This is a genomic window from Mesorhizobium sp. M0140, assembly GCF_040322475.1.
GTDB lineage: Bacteria > Pseudomonadota > Alphaproteobacteria > Rhizobiales > Rhizobiaceae > Mesorhizobium.
This window is the reverse complement of record NZ_JAMYTM010000021.1, coordinates 21,121-37,590: the sequence shown is the minus strand read 5'-3', so window position 1 is coordinate 37,590 and position 16,470 is coordinate 21,121. Positions and strand designations below refer to the sequence as shown.

Here is a 16,470-nt window from a genome sequence, read left to right as displayed (position 1 = left end):
TTCAGAAGGTGACGGCAATATATTTAGCCTCCATGAACTCGGCGATGCCGTGGTGCTGGCCGCCTTCGCGGCCAAGGCCACTCTGCTTGACGCCTCCGAATGGTGCGGCCGGATCCGACATCAGTCCTCGGTTGAGACCGATCATGCCGGCCTCGATCCCCGACGCCACCCGCATGCCGCGTCCAACATCGCGTGTGTATATATAAGCGGCCAGGCCATATTCCGTGTTGTTAGCATGTGCGATCGCCTCGGCCTCGGTGTCGAAGCGTGTGATGGGTGCCACCGGGCCGAAAATCTCCTCGTGCGCCATCTCCGCGTCGGGCGGCACATCGGACAGCACTGTGGGCGGATAGAAGAATCCTTCTTCCTCCGAAATCGCCCCGCCGCAAAGCACCTTGGCTCCCCGGCCCACGGCGTCCTTGACCAGGCGGTCGATCTTGTCGACAGCCTTTCTGGTGATCATCGGCCCGCATTCTGTGTCTGCATTCGGACCCGCCCCCACCTTAAGTGCCGCCATGCGCTTGCGGAGCCCGTCGGCAAAAGCATCATGGATTCCTGATTGCACGTAGAGGCGATTGGCGGCGGTGCAGGCTTCGCCGGCGTTGCGCATCTTGGCGATCATCGCGCCGTCGAGGGCGGCGTCGAGATCGGCATCGTCGAAGACGACAAACGGGGCATTGCCGCCGAGTTCCATCGAACAGGAAATGACATGCTTTGAAGCCTCGCCGAGCAAGGTTCGGCCCACGCCCGTCGACCCCGTGAAGGACAGCTTCCTGACGCGCGGATCGGCGAGCATGGCCGAAGTCAGCGGCCCGGGACTGGTCGTGGTCAGCACGTTGACGACACCGGCAGGCACGCCGGCTTCGCTGTAGAGTGCCGCCAGCGCATAGGCCGTCAGCGGTGTTTCACTTGCCGGCTTCAGGACGACAGTGCAGCCTGCCGCCAGCGCCGGCGCGATCTTGCGGGTCGCCATAGCGGCCGGAAAATTCCACGGGGTGATCAGCACGCAAATTCCGATCGGCTCATAATCGACCACGATGCGATTGCTGCCGGAGGGCGCGGTGCCGAACTCGCCGGTGATGCGGACCGCTTCCTCAGCATTCCAACGGAAGAACTCGGCTGCATAGGCTACCTCGCCGCGCGCGTCGCGCAGCGCCTTGCCATTCTCCAGGGAAATCAGCATGGCAAGCGTTTCGGAGCGTTCGACCATGAGCTCAAAACAGCGCCGAAGGATTTCCGAGCGTTTGCGCGGCGCCGTCTCCCGCCATCCTTTGGCTGCTTTGGCCGCGGCCTCGACGGCGGCGGTGGCGTCCTCGACTGTCGCATCGGGAACCGCCGCGATCACCGCCCCGGAGGAGGGATCGACAACATCGATGAGCCGACCGTCGGAGGACGGTCGCCAAATACCGTCGATGTAGAGTCCGTGCGAAAAACCGCGCACGTCATAGCCATCCTGGTCGAGCTGCTGAGCGTTCAAATTCATCGCTTTGTTCCGTTCTTCACATAACACAGGCGGCGATGTCGCCGTCATGGGCAGCCTGGACGAGGCGTCGCATCGTGCCGAGATCGAAGGCACGCGGATTGTTCTTGATCAGGCGGTCGATGCCGAGCGCTTGCTCGGCGGTCCAGTCAAGCTTATCGGCAGGGAGGCCTAGATCCGCCAGTGTTGGCGTAATGCCTATCGCCGCGAACAATCGCCTGATCTCCTCGATTGTGGCGGCTGCCATCTGGGCGGTGGTTCTCGCCTTCGTCTCCAAGCCAAGTGCCGCGCCGATCTCTGCCATCTCGTCAGCGGCGACGCGGCTGTTATAGGTCATTACGTAAGGCATCATTGTCGCCACGCCCAAACCATGGGCGGTGTGGGTGAGGGCGCCTGCCGGATATTGCACGGCATGCGCCGCCGCCGTTCCGGCGGTGCCGAATGCGCAGCCCGCTGCCAGAGCGCCCATCATGACATCGGCACGCGCGTCGGCATCGGTGCCATCGCTGCAGGCTTTCTCGAGGCTCCGGCCAAGTAGCTTTATCGCGAGCAACGCGAAATGGTCGGTCAGGGCAGTCTTGCCGATGAAGACATGCTGTTGCGGCAGATTGGGGTCTTCATCGCGCCGTATGGCGGTGAAGGCCTCGATCGCATGGGTCAAAGCGTCAGCGCCGGCGATCGCGGTCAGGCCAGGGGGGCAGGTCATTGTCAGTTCGGGGTCGCACAGGGCGACTGCGGCGATAAGGTGAGGGCTCGATATGCCCACCTTGAGCGTCCGGTCCGGGTCGGAAATCACCGCGACCGGCGTCACCTCGGAGCCGGTGCCGGCCGTGGTGGGTACGGCGATCAGCGGCAGCGTCGGACCCGGCACCTTGAACTCGCCGTAATAGTCCTGGAGCTTGCCGCCATGGCTGAGAAGCAGCGTGGTGCATTTGGCGAAATCGAGACAGCTGCCGCCGCCGATGCCGATCACCATGTCCGGCCTGAACCCCTTCGCTTCCTCGACACAGATGCCGACCGTGTCGCGTGGCACGTCGGGCAGAACGCGATCATGCACAAGGACTTCGATCGAGGCTGATTGAAGGGACTTGATGATGTCGACGAATACCGTTGTGCCCGCGAAACGCTCATCGGTGCAGACCAGCGCACGTTGGCCGAACCGGGCGGCGACCGTCGGCAGCACATGGCGCTGCCCTTTCCCGAACAGGATTTCACGCGGCAACCGCAGGGCGGCGAAGAGGGTCATGATCGGTCCTTTAACTGCGGCTGACTGGAAACGGAGGCATTGGACTGGGCTTGGGATCGGAAGGTCTAAGTACGTGTCTCTCGCCCCTAAAACATATCCGCTTTAAAATCGTATAGGATATAGGATTGCATCGACGGAACCATCGTGTTAGCAGTCCTGACTGTCAAGAGGCAAAATATGCACACCGCAAACTTATCCGACCCAAGCGACGCCACCATTGGAGCTGGTCGCATCCAGCGCGCCAACAGTCTCGTCGAAGATGTCTATGAAGCCATCTTCGCGCAGTTGATGGCGCTGAAAATCCCGCCAGGCTCACGTATTACAGTCGATAGCCTGGTCAAGGAATTCAACGTCTCGCACACGCCGATCCGCGAAGCCCTTGGCCGGCTCGAAGGCGAAGGCCTCGTCCTCAAGACGCATTTGATCGGTTATCGTGCCGCACCCCAGATCACCCGGCGCCGTTTCGACGAATTGTACGAAATGCGTCTGCTGCTCGAACCGCATGGCGCCGCAAAGGCCGCCGTAATGATGGACGAGGCCAAGTTCAATGTGTTGCTCGAAGCCGCCGGCGTGATGTCACGCCGCGACGGCAAGGATGATCGCGTACGCTATTCGAACTTCGCCAGGCAGGATGCGATCTTCCACGACAAGATCTTGGAGTTTTCTCAAAACGAACTCATCCGAGAGACGTTGAGCCACCAGCACACGCACTTCCACATCTTCCGCCTGATGTTTCATGCACGTGTGACCGAGGAGGCACTTGACGAACATGAGGCGATTCTTGCCGCGTTCGGCTCTGCCGATCCCGATGCCGCCGCAAAGGCGATGCGCATCCATATAGAGCACTCGCGCGATCGCCTGCTCCCGGCATTCGATTGAGGTCGGAACGGATGTCTATTGCCGCTAATATCGCCGGGGAGGGCGGGAGCACGTTGTCCAGCAATGCGCATGGTTCGCTCGAACCGGTGCTGCGCGCCCAGCAATTGTCCAAGCAATACGGCCCGGTGACGGTGTTGTCGGACGTCACTTTGGACATCCTGCCCGGTGAGGTCCACGCCATCATTGGCGAGAACGGTGCCGGCAAGTCGACGTTGATGCGGCTGCTGTCCGGCTATGTCGAGCCAAGCCATGGCACATTGTCGATGAACGGACACGCGGTGAAATTTGCCAAGCCCAGCCAGGCACAGGATGCCGGTATCGCCTTGGTCCATCAGGAGATCCTGCTCGCAGAGGGGCTCACGGTCACCGACAATCTGTTTCTCGGGCGAGAGCTTTCGCGTGGCCTTGTCGTGGATGACCGCACCATGCGCCGGCTGGCGGCCGACAAACTGGCGCAGATCGGCTGCGCGGTCTCGCCAAGGGCACTGGTGCGAGACGTCTCGCTGGCAGACCGGCAGATGGTGCAGATCGCTCGTGCTCTGCTTGACGACTATAAATTGGTTATCTTCGACGAGCCGACCGCCGTTCTGACCGGTGGCGAGGTCGAGCGCCTTCTGGAGATCGTCCTGCGACTGAAGGCTCACGGCACCGCCGTGCTGTATATCAGCCACCGGTTGGACGAGGTGCAACGGGTCGCCGACAAAGTGACCGTTCTGCGCGACGGCAAGATGGTCGGCACCTATCCCGGCAAGACGCTGAGCCAGATGGATATGGCGCGGTTGATGGTCGGTCGCGAACTGGCCGCACTCTATCCTGAAAGGACCGCAGCGCCTTCGGATGTACCGATGCTGAGCGTGAGGAACGCCTCCGTTCCCGGCTATGCGGAGGACGTGTCGTTCACGGTCCACAAAGGCGAGATCCTCGGGTTCGCCGGCATGGTCGGCGCAGGTCGAACTGAACTCTTCGAGGGCATTATCGGCCTGCGCCCGGCGGCCGCCAAGGTCGAACTTGAGGGCAAGTCGATCCATTTCCAATCGCCGCGCGCGGCGATCGACGCCGGCGTCGGTTACCTGACCGAGGATCGCAAGGGCAAGGGACTGCTGCTGCAGGAGCGCCTGGCGCCTAACCTGACGCTGTCGGCGCTCGGTGTGTTCCATCGGGGCCTCTCGATGGGTCGGCGCCGCGAAGCGGAGGCCTTGGAACAGGCCGTGGAGGCATATGACATCAGGCTGAAGAGCCTCGGCGCCAAAGCGGGCCAGCTTTCCGGGGGCAATCAGCAGAAGCTGCTGCTGGCGAAGGTGCTGCTGACCGATCCTTCGGTGGTCATTATCGACGAGCCCACGCGTGGCATCGACATCGCCAACAAGGCGCAGATCTATGCCTTCATCCAGGAGCTTGTGGCCAAGGGCAAGGCCTGCATCGTCATCTCTTCGGAGATGCAGGAACTGATCGGCATCTGCGACCGCATCCTGGTGATGCGCGAAGGCCGCATCACCGGCGAGGTCAGCGGCGCCGAAATGACCGAAAGCAACGTGGCGGTACTGGCGACCAGTGGCCCCAAGCCAGGGCCAAAAGCCAAGGGAGGCACAGAATGGCTGTCATGACCGAATCCGCACCCAGGCGTCGCCCCCTGGATCTCAATGTCAGTTGGACCGACATCGGACCCTTCCTTGCGCTGGCGGCCCTCCTGATCGTGGGTTACCTCATCAACCCCGATTTCCTGTCCGCGACCAATCTCGCCAACGTCATCACCCGCAGCGCCTTCATCGCCATTATCGCGGTCGGCGCGACATTTGTGATCTCGTCCGGCGGGCTCGATCTTTCCGTCGGCTCGATGGCCGCCTTCATCACCGGCATCACCATCATGTTCATGAACACGGTGGCGCCGCATGCCGGTATCTGGGCTATTCCCGCCGGCATGGCGGTGGCGATCCTGGTCGGCCTGCTGTGCGGGCTTGCCAACGGCCTCATCGTCACGGTCGGCAGGATCGAACCATTTATCGCCACGCTGGGCACGATGGGGATTTTCCGGGCGCTGATAACCTATCTGACCGACGGCGGCACGATACCGATCGACCGGTCGCTGCGCGAGGCCTACCGGCCTGTCTATTTCGGCACGGTTGCCGGCATCCCGGTTCCAATCCTCATATCCGTCGCCGTCGCCGCGGTCGCATCCTTCATCCTGTACAAAATGAAATACGGCCGTAAATGCGCGGCGGTCGGCGCCAATGAGGATGTCGCCCGCTATTCCGGCATCTCGGTGATCAGGACACGGACCGTCGCCTATATCGTCCAGGGTGTCTGCGTGGCCATTGCCGCGATCTGCTACGTGCCGCGCCTGGGCGCCGCGACGCCGACGACCGGACAGCTTTGGGAACTGCAGGTCATCACAGCCGTGGTGATTGGCGGCACCGCGCTGCGCGGCGGCAAGGGCCATGTGTGGGGGACGGTCGCCGGCGCCGTCATCCTGGAGCTCATCGCCAACCTCATGGTGCTGTCGGACTTCGTCTCGGAATACCTCGTTGCCGCTGTTCAGGGCGTCATCATCATCATCGCCATGCTCATCCAGCGGTTTTCGAATTCGAAATAGCGCCGCGTCCGGACCACGCGGATTAACGTTCTTGTAGGTCCAAGGGAGAAGACAATGTTCGATAGAAAATGGATTGCGGCGGCGGCACTTGGCGCGCTGCTGCTGGCCGGTCAGGCCATGGCGCAAGACAAGAAGGTCATCGCGGTGTCGATACCGGCAGCCGACCACGGTTGGACGGCGGGCATCGTCTATCACGCACAGGCGGCGGCCAAGGAAATCAACGCCGCGTTCCCGAACGTCGAAGTGGTCGTGAAGACGTCGCCGTCCGCGGCGGAGCAGGTCAGCGCGCTTGAGGACCTGTCGGCCAGCCGCAAGTTGGACGCTTTGGTGATCCTGCCTTACAGCTCGGAAGAGCTGACTCAGCCGGTCAAGGCTATCAAGGACATGGGCACGTTCATCACCGTCGTCGATCGCGGTCTGACTGACGCCTCCGTCCAGGATCTTTACCTCGCCGGCGACAATATCGCGGTTGGCACCAACACAGCCAAGTTCATGATCGATAAGCTCGGCGGCAAGGGCGACGTCGTTGTGCTGCGCGGCATTCCGACCGTCATCGACGACGAGCGCATCAAGGGCTTCCAGGACACGATCAAGGGTACGAACCTGAAAGTCCTCGACATCCAGTACGCGCATTGGAACAGCGACGAGGCCTTCAAGCTGATGCAGGACTATTTGGCCAAGTACCCCCATATCGATGCGGTCTGGGCCAATGACGACGACATGCTGCTTGGCGTGCTCGAAGCGGTCAAGCAATCGGGCCGGACCGATATCAAGCTGGCGCTCGGTGGCAACGGCATGAAGGACATCGTCAAGAAGGTGATCGACGGCGACGCCATGACGCCGGTCGAGACGCCATATCCGCCGTCGATGATCAAGACCGCGATCTACATGACCGTCGCCAACCTGATCGGCCAGGCACCCGTCCGTGGCACCGTCAAGCTCGACGCGCCGTTGATCACCCAAGCCAACGCCAAGGAATACTATTTCCCCGACTCGCCATTCTAACCCTATCCGATTTCACCGAAAGGCAGGGCGCGGTCCGCGCACTGCCTAGCTCAAACACTGAGAGGAAGAGCCATGCCAGGCAAGAAGATACTGATGCTGACCGGTGAGTTCACCGAAGAATACGAAATCTTTGTCTATCAGCAAGCCATGGAAGCCGTCGGTCACACCATCCACGTGGTATGCCCGGACAAGAACGCCGGAGATCTGATCAAGACCTCGCTGCACGACTTCGAGGGCGACCAGACCTACACCGAAAAGCTCGGCCACTATGCTCTGATCAACAAGACTTTCTCGGAAGCCGAGAGGCAGCTCGATCAATATCATGCCGTCTACTGCGCGGGCGGCCGCGGCCCGGAATACATCCGCACCGACAAGCGCGTGCAGGCGATCGTGCGCCATTTCCACGAGGCCAAGAAGCCGATCTTCACCATCTGCCACGGTGTGCAGATCCTGATCGCTGTTGACGGCGTGGTGCGTGGCAAGAAGGTCGCAGCACTCGGCGCCTGCGAGCCTGAGGTGACACTGGCGGGTGGCACCTATATCGACCTGTCGCCGACCGAGGCCTATGTGGACGGGACAATGGTTTCTGCCAAAGGCTGGACGGCGCTTGCTGCGTTCATCCGCGAATGTCTGAAGGTGCTGGGAACGGAAATCCGCCACGCATAAGCTTCTGGAACCGACGCATTTCGCCAAGGGATGCGTCGGTTGCTTTCAACAGCGCATCCATATCCATAAGTTCGATCGGGATCGCGGCTCCCGAGCACAACGATATAGGCGAGATGCTCAAGGGTCGCCGCCTGGTTGCGCTGCTTTCGTCCTTCTTGTTTCACTGATCGCGGTAGTGCTGTTCGACATGCTGGCGCGCGGCGTTGTTTCAGCGTCCGGATTAGAGGTCGTGTCGTCGACCGTGCGGCCCGTCGTCGCCCCGAGGCCATCACGCTCGGTGCCGAGGCCCGGTGAACAAGTTCTCATAAAACCTTCTGACAACCGTTCGATCGGCGCTCAGGCTCGACGTCACTATGAAAGCGGGATGCGCCTGAGTTCAGGCCTGCGTCAGTGAATATGGCATCGCGGATAACCAATAGTCTCTGGCGTCCGGGTTGGTCATCGGCCTAACGAAAAGAACGGCGTCTAGGAACGATTCCGGCCGGCTGCCGTTGCCTAACATTAGCTATCTCTTATGGAATCTGCGAAATGCCGCTGTGTCAGAATCTATGCCCTCTTGAAATGACATTCAAATGCCCGCGTTGCGGATTGGCTTTGCTGAAACCCGGGCGCTGGTTTCAGGTTGCATCCAAATATCGCTGCGAGGGGTGTCACAGCGAAATCCGGATCACTTATCCCGACAAGATTGCACTATTCCAGAAGTATGCGGCTTCGCAACGCGAGGGTCCATCTCCGCCAAAGCATAGCTCAGTCCTGGCCAAGTCATTCAGCGGCTAGGCCATGGTCCTGCCAGGGCAGTCTGAACGCTGACTGCCGGCGGTAGTGCTGCCTGTTGCATGGAACGAAATCCGTTCCTTGCGGTTGGGAGTTCATGCCTCCAGCTACACGCAATTGAGCCGGCCATGCCCTGCAGTCAGGAGCAGTGATGCAAACATACCTGGTAGAGCAAATGGAAGGGGACGACGTAGTTGCGGCGAGTAATGTCAATGCGTCCAGCCCGTTCACGGCGGCGACTATATCAACAGGACGCCAGGTTACCCTGCGGACATGGGAAAACAACTGGGTTCGTGTCACGGATGAGCTTGGAGGAGAAGTATTCGCATATTGCTTCGTTTCAGGCGCCGGCGAAGCGGACAGCAGCGCACAGCCCGACACCTCGGTAAGGTAGTCCCACAGCCCGGGCGGGCGCAGGCTTGCATGCTCAACTTCGAACGATTCAAGCGATCAAGACCGCCTGGCGCATCATCCGAATGATTGATGAAAAGATCATGCCGCGGGGCGATAAGCGGCAACAATCCTAGCGTGGGGCCCTTATGTCTCTGGCGCATTTAGAATCTTCGAGGGCGATTCGAACGGTGCAGACTGACTACCAACCGGTGGTCTCTTGTCGATGGTCAAAAGTTCCCGATCATGCTCTTGACGAGGGCGGGCCCGTTCTACGTCTGCATCAACGGATGGGAACTGGCTTCGTCGACATTCCGGTCTTTGATCACCTGAGGGAAATCGCCGGGCATTATTCCGAAAAATTAGCCGCCAGCGACGGCACCAACCGACTGACCTATTCCGAGCTTTTTCGGGCGGTCGAGGCCTTGGCCAGCCGGATTGAAGCCGTCGTTCCCGACGGAAATGCGGTTGGAATACTTCAGGCCAACTCGGTCTGGTACACAGTTGCGATGCTGGCCAGCATGGCATCCGGTCGACCGTCAGTACCGCTTAACGTGCGAGATCCGGACTCGCGCATCAACGAAATCGTCGCCGACGCGAGGCTCTCCGCCATAATTGGCGACAAAGGCATCCATGGCCTTGATCTGCCCCAGCACGTTGCCCGGATCGAGATAGCGCAATCGTTGCAGGCAACGCTTCGTCCAGCTGAACACCGTACCGTTTCTGTCGATGCACCGGCAATGGTGCTTTATACCTCCGGCAGCACGGGCCGCCCCAAGGGGATTGTCAACAGCCAGCGGAGCTTGCTGTGCCGAGTGCAGCAATATGTCGACGCCTGCCACATCAATGCGCAGGATGTTTTCCTGCCCCTGACCGGCCCGGCAACCATCGCCGGTTGCCGGGAAATCCTTGCTGCTCTTCTTACGGGTGCTACGTTGCAGCTTGTGGAGGTCGAAGCCGTCGGCCTGCGCTCGGTTCGCGGCCGCATGCAATCGGAAGGCGTGACGATCACGTATCTGGTGCCGGCATTGCTTCGCGCTCTCCTGGCGGATGAGCCCGCGGACGCCTTTGGTTCACTCAGGGTTGCCCGAATTGGAGGCGAGAAGGTGTCCTCGGCCGACATCCGCCTGGTGCGCAAGGCTGTCCCGCCAACTTGCCTGGTGCAGATCGGCTATTCATCGACGGAAACGACTGGATCGCAGTGGTTCTTGCCGCACGATTGGCCGGAATTCGATTCCTCAGCTCCCGTCGGTTGGCTGCTTCCGGGAATCAGCTTCGCAATTGTCGATGAAGAGGGTTACCCGGTTCAGCCCGGCAAGATCGGAGAACTGTTGATCAGAAGCCCGTATGTCGCACTCGGATATTGGGAAAACGGGGCAGTTGTTCCGTTTGAAATAGATCCCGCCGACCAGACGCTTCGTATCTTTGCAACGGGCGATCTTGTGCAAATTGGGAGTGATGGCCTGTTGCGGATCATCGGTCGCAAAGGGCGCCAGATAAAGGTCAATGGGCGGCGCGTTGAGCCGGCCGAACTCGAACGGGTTCTGCGTGGCGCGCCGTCGGTGAAGGATGCCGTGGTTATCGTCACCCCGGCGAATGAACTGGTTGCGTTCGCCGTACCGCACGGCAGGGCGGGAGTCAGTTTTTGCGACGAGCTGCGCCAATTTGCCAGGACAAAATTGCCGCCGGCGCTTTGCCCGCTGCGGCTCCATGCAAGCGCCGAGATACCGCGGCTGGCCAGCGGAAAGATCGATATGGCAATGCTGGCTGCAATCGACCTTTCGGTGCGGGAAACAACGCCCCCACCGCAAATCGCCCATGCGGGAAATGAAGTTCCTGCTCATCAGATCGTACGGCGTGCCTGGACCAAGGTCCTTAAAACGCGGGTCGCACTGGGGTGCTGGGATGAAGCGGGGGGAGATTCGCTGAAGCTGCTGCATTGCGTGATGGAAATCGAAAGCGCGATCGGGCAAGAGCTCGGATTGGAAGCCTTCACGGTTGGAATGAGCTTCGATGAGATGGTTGCAGCGGTCATTTCCGCTCAAGGAGGCGGAGAGCACGCGCCCGCCTGGAAACACGAGCCTCCGCTGCTTTTCCTTTTCCCCGGGTCGGTCGGCTATGGTCCGAGCCTTGCTTCGTTCGCATCAGCAATAAGCAAGGTCGCCAGGGTGTCTCCCATCAGATATCCGGCCCTGGGCATGATCCTGCAAGGTCAGAACACTGTCGCCGCAATGGTCGAAGCTGCAATTGATCATATCAACCGCGTGCAGCCGACCGGCTGTGTTCGCCTGCTTGGCCACTCGCTCGGAGGAGCGGTCGCTTTTGAGGTTGCCGCGCGTCTGCTTGATCAAGGGCGAGCGGTAGCGTTCACGGGCATTCTGGATACCAGCCTGGTTGGCGAGCGCAGCAAGCGTTGGGAGACCATTACCCGGACATTTCACCGGATCCGAACCAATCGTATATCGGCTAGTCGGGTGGCGTGTCGCGCGCTTGCCAAGGTCGCGGTCAAAATGCACTGCGAATCCCGGCTTGCCGGCTTCCTCGACCGCTATGCCGAGGGTCAGTTCAATCCGACGAGCTTCAGAACCAAACTGGAACTGCAGGAGGTTCTGCGGGCGCGGGCCTTCTTCCAATGGCTGACAGAACCTAGGCCGATACTGCCGATCACCGGCACCTTGTTCCGTTGCGCGCGGCCCGGAATGCCCCTTGCACTCGGGTGGGATCGGGCATTCGTCCATCTGGACGTCATTCCGATCGCCGGCACCCACATCGACATGGTCGTGGAGCCTCATCTGACCGTCAATCGCCCACTCATCGAAAACGCTGTGACCGAGACCTACTCTTCAATCGAGTCACGCAAACAGGAGGCAGTGTCATCGACCTGATCGGCGAATTCAGCAGCGATGTGCTGGCGCTCGATGCCCGGCTGGAGATCGATCGCATCGTCGAGACTTTGCGCGAACAGGTTCTCGGCACACAACGGCGTCGCGGAGTGGTCGTCGGGCTCTCCGGAGGCATCGACAGTTCGGTCGTCGCAACGGTGTGCGCACGGGCGTTCGGAAAGTACAAGGTACTGGGCCTGTTCATGCCGGAGCGCGATTCGTCAGGCGACTCGTTGAGGCTTGGCCGCAGCGTCGCTGGGCAGCTTGGCATCGACACCATCCTTGAAGATATCGAGCCGGCGCTCGAAGGCATTGGCGCCTACGCCCGACAGATCGAGGCCATCCGAACTGCCGTCCCTGGATATGGCGAAGGCTGGAAATGCAAGCTGGTCATGGCATCGGTGCTGGAGAGCAGCGGCCTCAATATCACGCGCCTTACGGTCGAGGATCCGGACGGAAAGATCGACACCGTGCGTCTGTCGCCGGCGGCTTACCTGCAGATCGTCGCTGCTACCAACTACAAGCAGCGGGTTCGCAAGATGACCGAATATTATCATGCGGACCGCCTCAACTATGCAGTGGCAGGCACGCCAAACCGGCTCGAATACGACCAGGGCTTCTTCGTCAAGCAGGGCGACGGCGTCGCCGATGTGATGCCTATCGTCCATCTCTACAAGACCCAGGTTTACCAGCTGGCGGAATATCTCGGGATTGACACGGAGGTCCGAACAAGGCCGCCGACCACGGACACGTTTTCCATGGCGCAAACCCAGGAGGAGTTCTACTTCGCCTTGCCCTATCAGTTAATGGATTTGTGCCTCTACGGCATGAATCACGGAATTTCGGCCGGCGCGGTCGCCGCCGCCGCCGGCCTCACGGCCGAGCAGGTCGAGAAGGTCTATAAGGATATCGTCAGCAAACGCCGCGCCGCACGCTACCTTCACGCACGGCCGCAGCTGTCCGCTGCGATGGACAGGGATTGACCCATGTGCGGCATCGCCGGAATTGTGGCGCTGAAAGCGGCTGCGGAGCCTCCGTCACGAGCCGCGCTTCTGAGAATGGCAGCCGCGCTCTCCCATCGAGGTCCGGACGAAAGCGGCCTTTACCGCGACAAGCGAGCGGGGCTGGCGCATACCCGCCTGTCGGTCATCGATCTCTCGACCGGACAGCAGCCTCTCGCCGACACAGGCAATACCACCTGGATCGTGTTCAACGGCGAGATCTTCAACTACGTCGAGTTGCGTGACCAACTCATAGCCCTGGGACATCGTTTCCGCACCCGCAGCGATACGGAGGTCGTCGTGCATGCCTACCGCGCCTGGGGCGTGGGCGCGTTCGAGCGGCTGAACGGGCAGTGGGCACTCGCCATCTGGGACTCGCTGACAGGCCGCCTCGTCCTGTCGCGCGACCGGTTCGGCATCTGCCCGCTGCATTTGTGCGAACACGCTGGCCGCCTGCATTTCGCCAGCGAAGTTAAGGCCATCTTCGCAGCCGACCCGGCGATACCGCGGGCCTTCGATCCGGCGGGGGTCGACCAGACTTTCACGCTGTGGACCGTCGTACCGCCGCAAGGCGTATTTCAGGGAGTACAGGAACTTACCCCCGGCCATGTCCGCATCTACGACAATGGCAGCGTTCGTGAGCAGGCTTTCTGGAAACCTTGCTATCCCGAGAGCGAGGACCTGTCCCATGGCACCTTCAGGGGCTCGCTGGAGGATGCGGTGGACGAAGTGCGCGGCGCCTTGCAGGCCGCGACGGCGCTTAGGATGGTGAAGGCGGATGTGCCGGTCGGCTGCTACCTTTCCGGCGGGCTCGACAGCTCACTTGTCGCCATGCTCGGGAGGCGCTTCGCCGGCGCGCCGTTCCAGACTTTCTCGTTGCGTTTTGCTGACGCCGAATATGATGAAACCCGTTACCAGCGGCTGGTTGCAAGTGCGAGCGGCGGCGAGCACCACGAGGTGATGGTTTCGCGCAGTGACATCGCCGACATCTTCCCAGATGTGATCCGTCACGCCGAGCGTCCGATTCTCAGGACGGCGCCGGCGCCGTTGTTCCTTCTCTCGAGGCTGGTGCGCGAACATGGCATCAAGGTCGTGCTGACCGGCGAAGGGGCCGACGAGATGTTCGCCGGCTACGACCTGTTCCGGGAAGGCAAGGTCCGCCGCTTCTGGGGGCGGCAGCCCGCCTCTGCCCGACGCGCGCGACTGCTGGAACGCCTCTACCCTTATCTGAGCCGCTCGCCGGTCAAGCAGCAGGCGATGGCGCGCCAGTTCTTTGGACATGGTATCCATGCATTTGGCGCGCCCGGCTTCGCGCATGATACCCGCTGGCGCACCACCAGCGCCATCAAACGGCTGTTCTCGGCCGACATGCACGCCGAAACGGCGCGTCACGACGTGGTGGCGGACCTGCTCTGCCGCCTGCCCGAAGAGTTTCAACGATGGGGTCCTCTCGCGCAGGACCAGTATCTTGAGATCAGGACGCTGATGTCGGGCTACCTGCTCTCCTCGCAGGGAGACAGGATGCTGATGGCCCATTCCGTCGAAGGGCGGTTCCCGTTCCTGGACGACAGGCTGGTGGCCTTGGCGAATTCGCTACCGGCCGACTACAAGCTGCGCATTCTGGATGAGAAACACGTGCTGAAGCGTGTGGCGAAATCGATCGTGCCCGCGGAAGTCGTGGCCCGCAAGAAGCAACCCTACCGGGCGCCCAACGCACTTTGCTTCATCGGCGATAGCGCACCCGCCTATGTCCGCGAAGCACTCTCGGAGACTGCCCTGCGCGCGGCGAATGTCTTTGATCCGAACTCGGTCGCGCGCCTGCTGGACAAATGCGCTGCCAAGACCGGCGATGGGGATCTGTCCAACTCGGACAACATGGCGTTGGTCGGCGTGCTGTCGACGCAGCTCCTCCATCAGCAGTTTGTCGCAAGCCGCCCTTCGAGCGGGTGTGCGGTCGACCTCAGGATAGATGTCGATCACCTGCACAGGCAAGAGGTGCTGGTATGATGCATGGCGCCGTCCCTCTGCTGCACGACTACCTCAGCCATTCGGCCGGCCGGCTCGGCGACAAGGTGGCGCTGGTGTGCGGCGGGCACCGGCTCGCCTATGATGAGCTTGAGACACGTTCCAACGCGGTCGCCCATCATCTCGTCACGTCCGGGGTCGCCCCCGGTGACCGCGTCATGATCTTCGCCGACAACACCGTCGAGACCGTGGTCAGCTTCTGGGCGGTTCTCAAGGCGAGCGCCGTTGTGTGCGTCGTCAATCCGCTCACCAAGAGCGACAAGCTGGGGTATTTGCTCAACGATTGCCTGCCGGCGGCATTGATCACCGACAAACATTTGCAGCCGATCTTTACTGAGCCGGCGCGTAACTGTCCGTCGCTGCGGCGGCTCATCGTCTCCGGTCAGGTGGACGACGCCGAGCTCCGGGGATTGCCGCATGCCGTGCGCTGGGATGAGGCGGCTGCCGGCCACGGCAAAGCGCCGGCCCGCCGCCGCATCGATATCGATCTCGCAGCCATCATCTACACGTCGGGCTCGACCGGCGAACCCAAAGGCGTGATGCTGACACACAGGAACATGATGGCAGCCTGCGCGTCTATCGCCTCGTACCTCGAGCTTGGCGAAGACGACGTGATCCTCAATGTCTTGCCCCTGGCCTTCGATTACGGCCTCTATCAGATGATAATGGCATTCCGTACCGGGGCGCGGTTGGTCCTCGAGCGCTCGTTTGCCTTCCCCGCACAGATACTTGCGATCATCGAAAGGGAGAGAGTTACAGGCTTTCCCGGCGTGCCGACCATCTTTGCCGCGCTGTCGGATCTCAAGACGCTGAAGGCAAATGATTTTGCAAGCATAAGGTATGTCACGAACACTGCTGCGGCACTGCCGCTCAAGCACATTCGCCTGCTCCAGGAACTGTTTGCCGATGCCCGGATCTATTCGATGTACGGCCTGACCGAATGCAAACGCTGCACCTATCTTCCGCCGGAAGATCTTGCGCGAAAACCGTTGAGCGTGGGGATCGCCATCCCGAACACCGAAATGTGGATTGTCGATGAGGATGACCGAAAGGTCGGTCCCAATGTCGTCGGCCAGTTGGTCATCCGCGGAGCAACGGTCATGAAGGGCTACTGGGGTAAGCCGGAGGCTACCGCGAGGAAGCTCAAGCCTGGCCCTTTGCCCGGCGAGCAGGTTCTGTACACCGGCGACTACTGCCGAATGGACGAGGAAGGGTACCTCTATTTTGTCGGCCGCAGCGATGAGATCATAAAATCGCGGGGAGAAAAGGTGGCGCCTAGGGAAGTCGAAAACGTGCTGATGGAAATCCCGGGAGTACGGGAAGCCGCGGTTGTCGGAGTTCCCGACGACCTGCTGGGGCAAGCAGTGAAAGCGTTTGTCGTCATGGAGCAAGGAACGATCATAGGCGAAAAGCAGCTGCGGATGGAATGTCAGAAGCGGTTGGAAAACTTCATGATTCCGAAGTCCATCCAAATTGTGTCCAGTCTACCGATGACGGACACGGGCAAGCTCAAGAAAATAGCGCTGTCATAA

11 protein-coding genes are annotated in these 16,470 nt (G+C 61.0%); 9 read left to right on the top strand and 2 right to left on the bottom strand.

Features of this window, described 5'->3' with window-relative positions; genetic code table 11:
- Window position 1: 1 nt before the first annotated feature.
- Together NKJ37_RS20740 and NKJ37_RS20735 are read right to left on the bottom strand one after the other, a co-directional pair.
- Window positions 2-1,483 carry an NAD-dependent succinate-semialdehyde dehydrogenase gene (locus tag NKJ37_RS20740; protein ID WP_352774874.1) on the bottom strand — a complete coding sequence of 494 codons (1,482 nt, stop codon included), beginning with the start codon at window positions 1,481-1,483 and terminating at the stop codon, window positions 2-4.
- A 16-nt stretch (window positions 1,484-1,499) separates the two neighbouring features.
- Entirely contained in the window at window positions 1,500-2,726 is a 1,227-nt protein-coding gene (locus NKJ37_RS20735) for an iron-containing alcohol dehydrogenase (protein ID WP_352774872.1), read from the bottom strand.
- A gap of 177 nt (window positions 2,727-2,903) precedes the next feature.
- Between NKJ37_RS20735 and NKJ37_RS20730 the strand changes: the two genes are divergently transcribed.
- The 9 genes from NKJ37_RS20730 to NKJ37_RS20690 all read left to right on the top strand — a co-directional run bounded on the left by NKJ37_RS20730 (window position 2,904) and on the right by NKJ37_RS20690 (window position 16,470).
- A complete protein-coding gene (locus NKJ37_RS20730; protein WP_352774870.1) occupies window positions 2,904-3,605 on the top strand; it encodes a GntR family transcriptional regulator in 702 nt (233 codons plus the stop codon).
- Window positions 3,606-3,616: 11 nt separating this feature from the next.
- The gene (locus tag NKJ37_RS20725) at window positions 3,617-5,209 is read left to right on the top strand and encodes a sugar ABC transporter ATP-binding protein (protein WP_127294339.1); all 1,593 of its coding nucleotides are present in this window, start codon (window positions 3,617-3,619) and stop codon (window positions 5,207-5,209) included.
- The gene (locus NKJ37_RS20720) at window positions 5,206-6,195 is read left to right on the top strand and encodes an ABC transporter permease (protein ID WP_352774907.1); all 990 of its coding nucleotides are present in this window, start codon (window positions 5,206-5,208) and stop codon (window positions 6,193-6,195) included. Before NKJ37_RS20725 ends, NKJ37_RS20720 begins: the two co-directional genes overlap by 4 nt.
- Window positions 6,196-6,249: 54 nt before the next feature.
- On the top strand, window positions 6,250-7,200 hold the full coding sequence (locus NKJ37_RS20715) for a substrate-binding domain-containing protein (RefSeq protein ID WP_352610082.1): 951 nt from the start codon (window positions 6,250-6,252) through the stop codon (window positions 7,198-7,200).
- A 72-nt stretch (window positions 7,201-7,272) separates the two neighbouring features.
- Window positions 7,273-7,866, top strand: coding sequence for a DJ-1/PfpI family protein (locus NKJ37_RS20710; RefSeq protein ID WP_013533129.1), 594 nt, complete (start codon window positions 7,273-7,275; stop codon window positions 7,864-7,866).
- Between the two features lie 1,313 nt (window positions 7,867-9,179).
- Window positions 9,180-11,915: a non-ribosomal peptide synthetase gene (locus tag NKJ37_RS20705; RefSeq protein WP_023808959.1), complete on the top strand. Its 2,736-nt coding sequence runs from the start codon at window positions 9,180-9,182 to the stop codon at window positions 11,913-11,915.
- Window positions 11,912-12,895, top strand: coding sequence for an NAD(+) synthase (gene nadE, locus NKJ37_RS20700; RefSeq protein ID WP_032908690.1), 984 nt, complete (start codon window positions 11,912-11,914; stop codon window positions 12,893-12,895). Before NKJ37_RS20705 ends, nadE begins: the two co-directional genes overlap by 4 nt.
- 3 nt (window positions 12,896-12,898) lie before the next feature.
- Complete coding sequence (gene asnB, locus NKJ37_RS20695; protein ID WP_023808957.1) at window positions 12,899-14,920, top strand: asparagine synthase (glutamine-hydrolyzing); 2,022 nt, start codon at window positions 12,899-12,901, stop codon at window positions 14,918-14,920.
- Window positions 14,917-16,470 (top strand): class I adenylate-forming enzyme family protein, encoded by a 1,554-nt coding sequence (locus tag NKJ37_RS20690; protein ID WP_031212342.1) that lies wholly within the window; start codon window positions 14,917-14,919, stop codon window positions 16,468-16,470. Before asnB ends, NKJ37_RS20690 begins: the two co-directional genes overlap by 4 nt.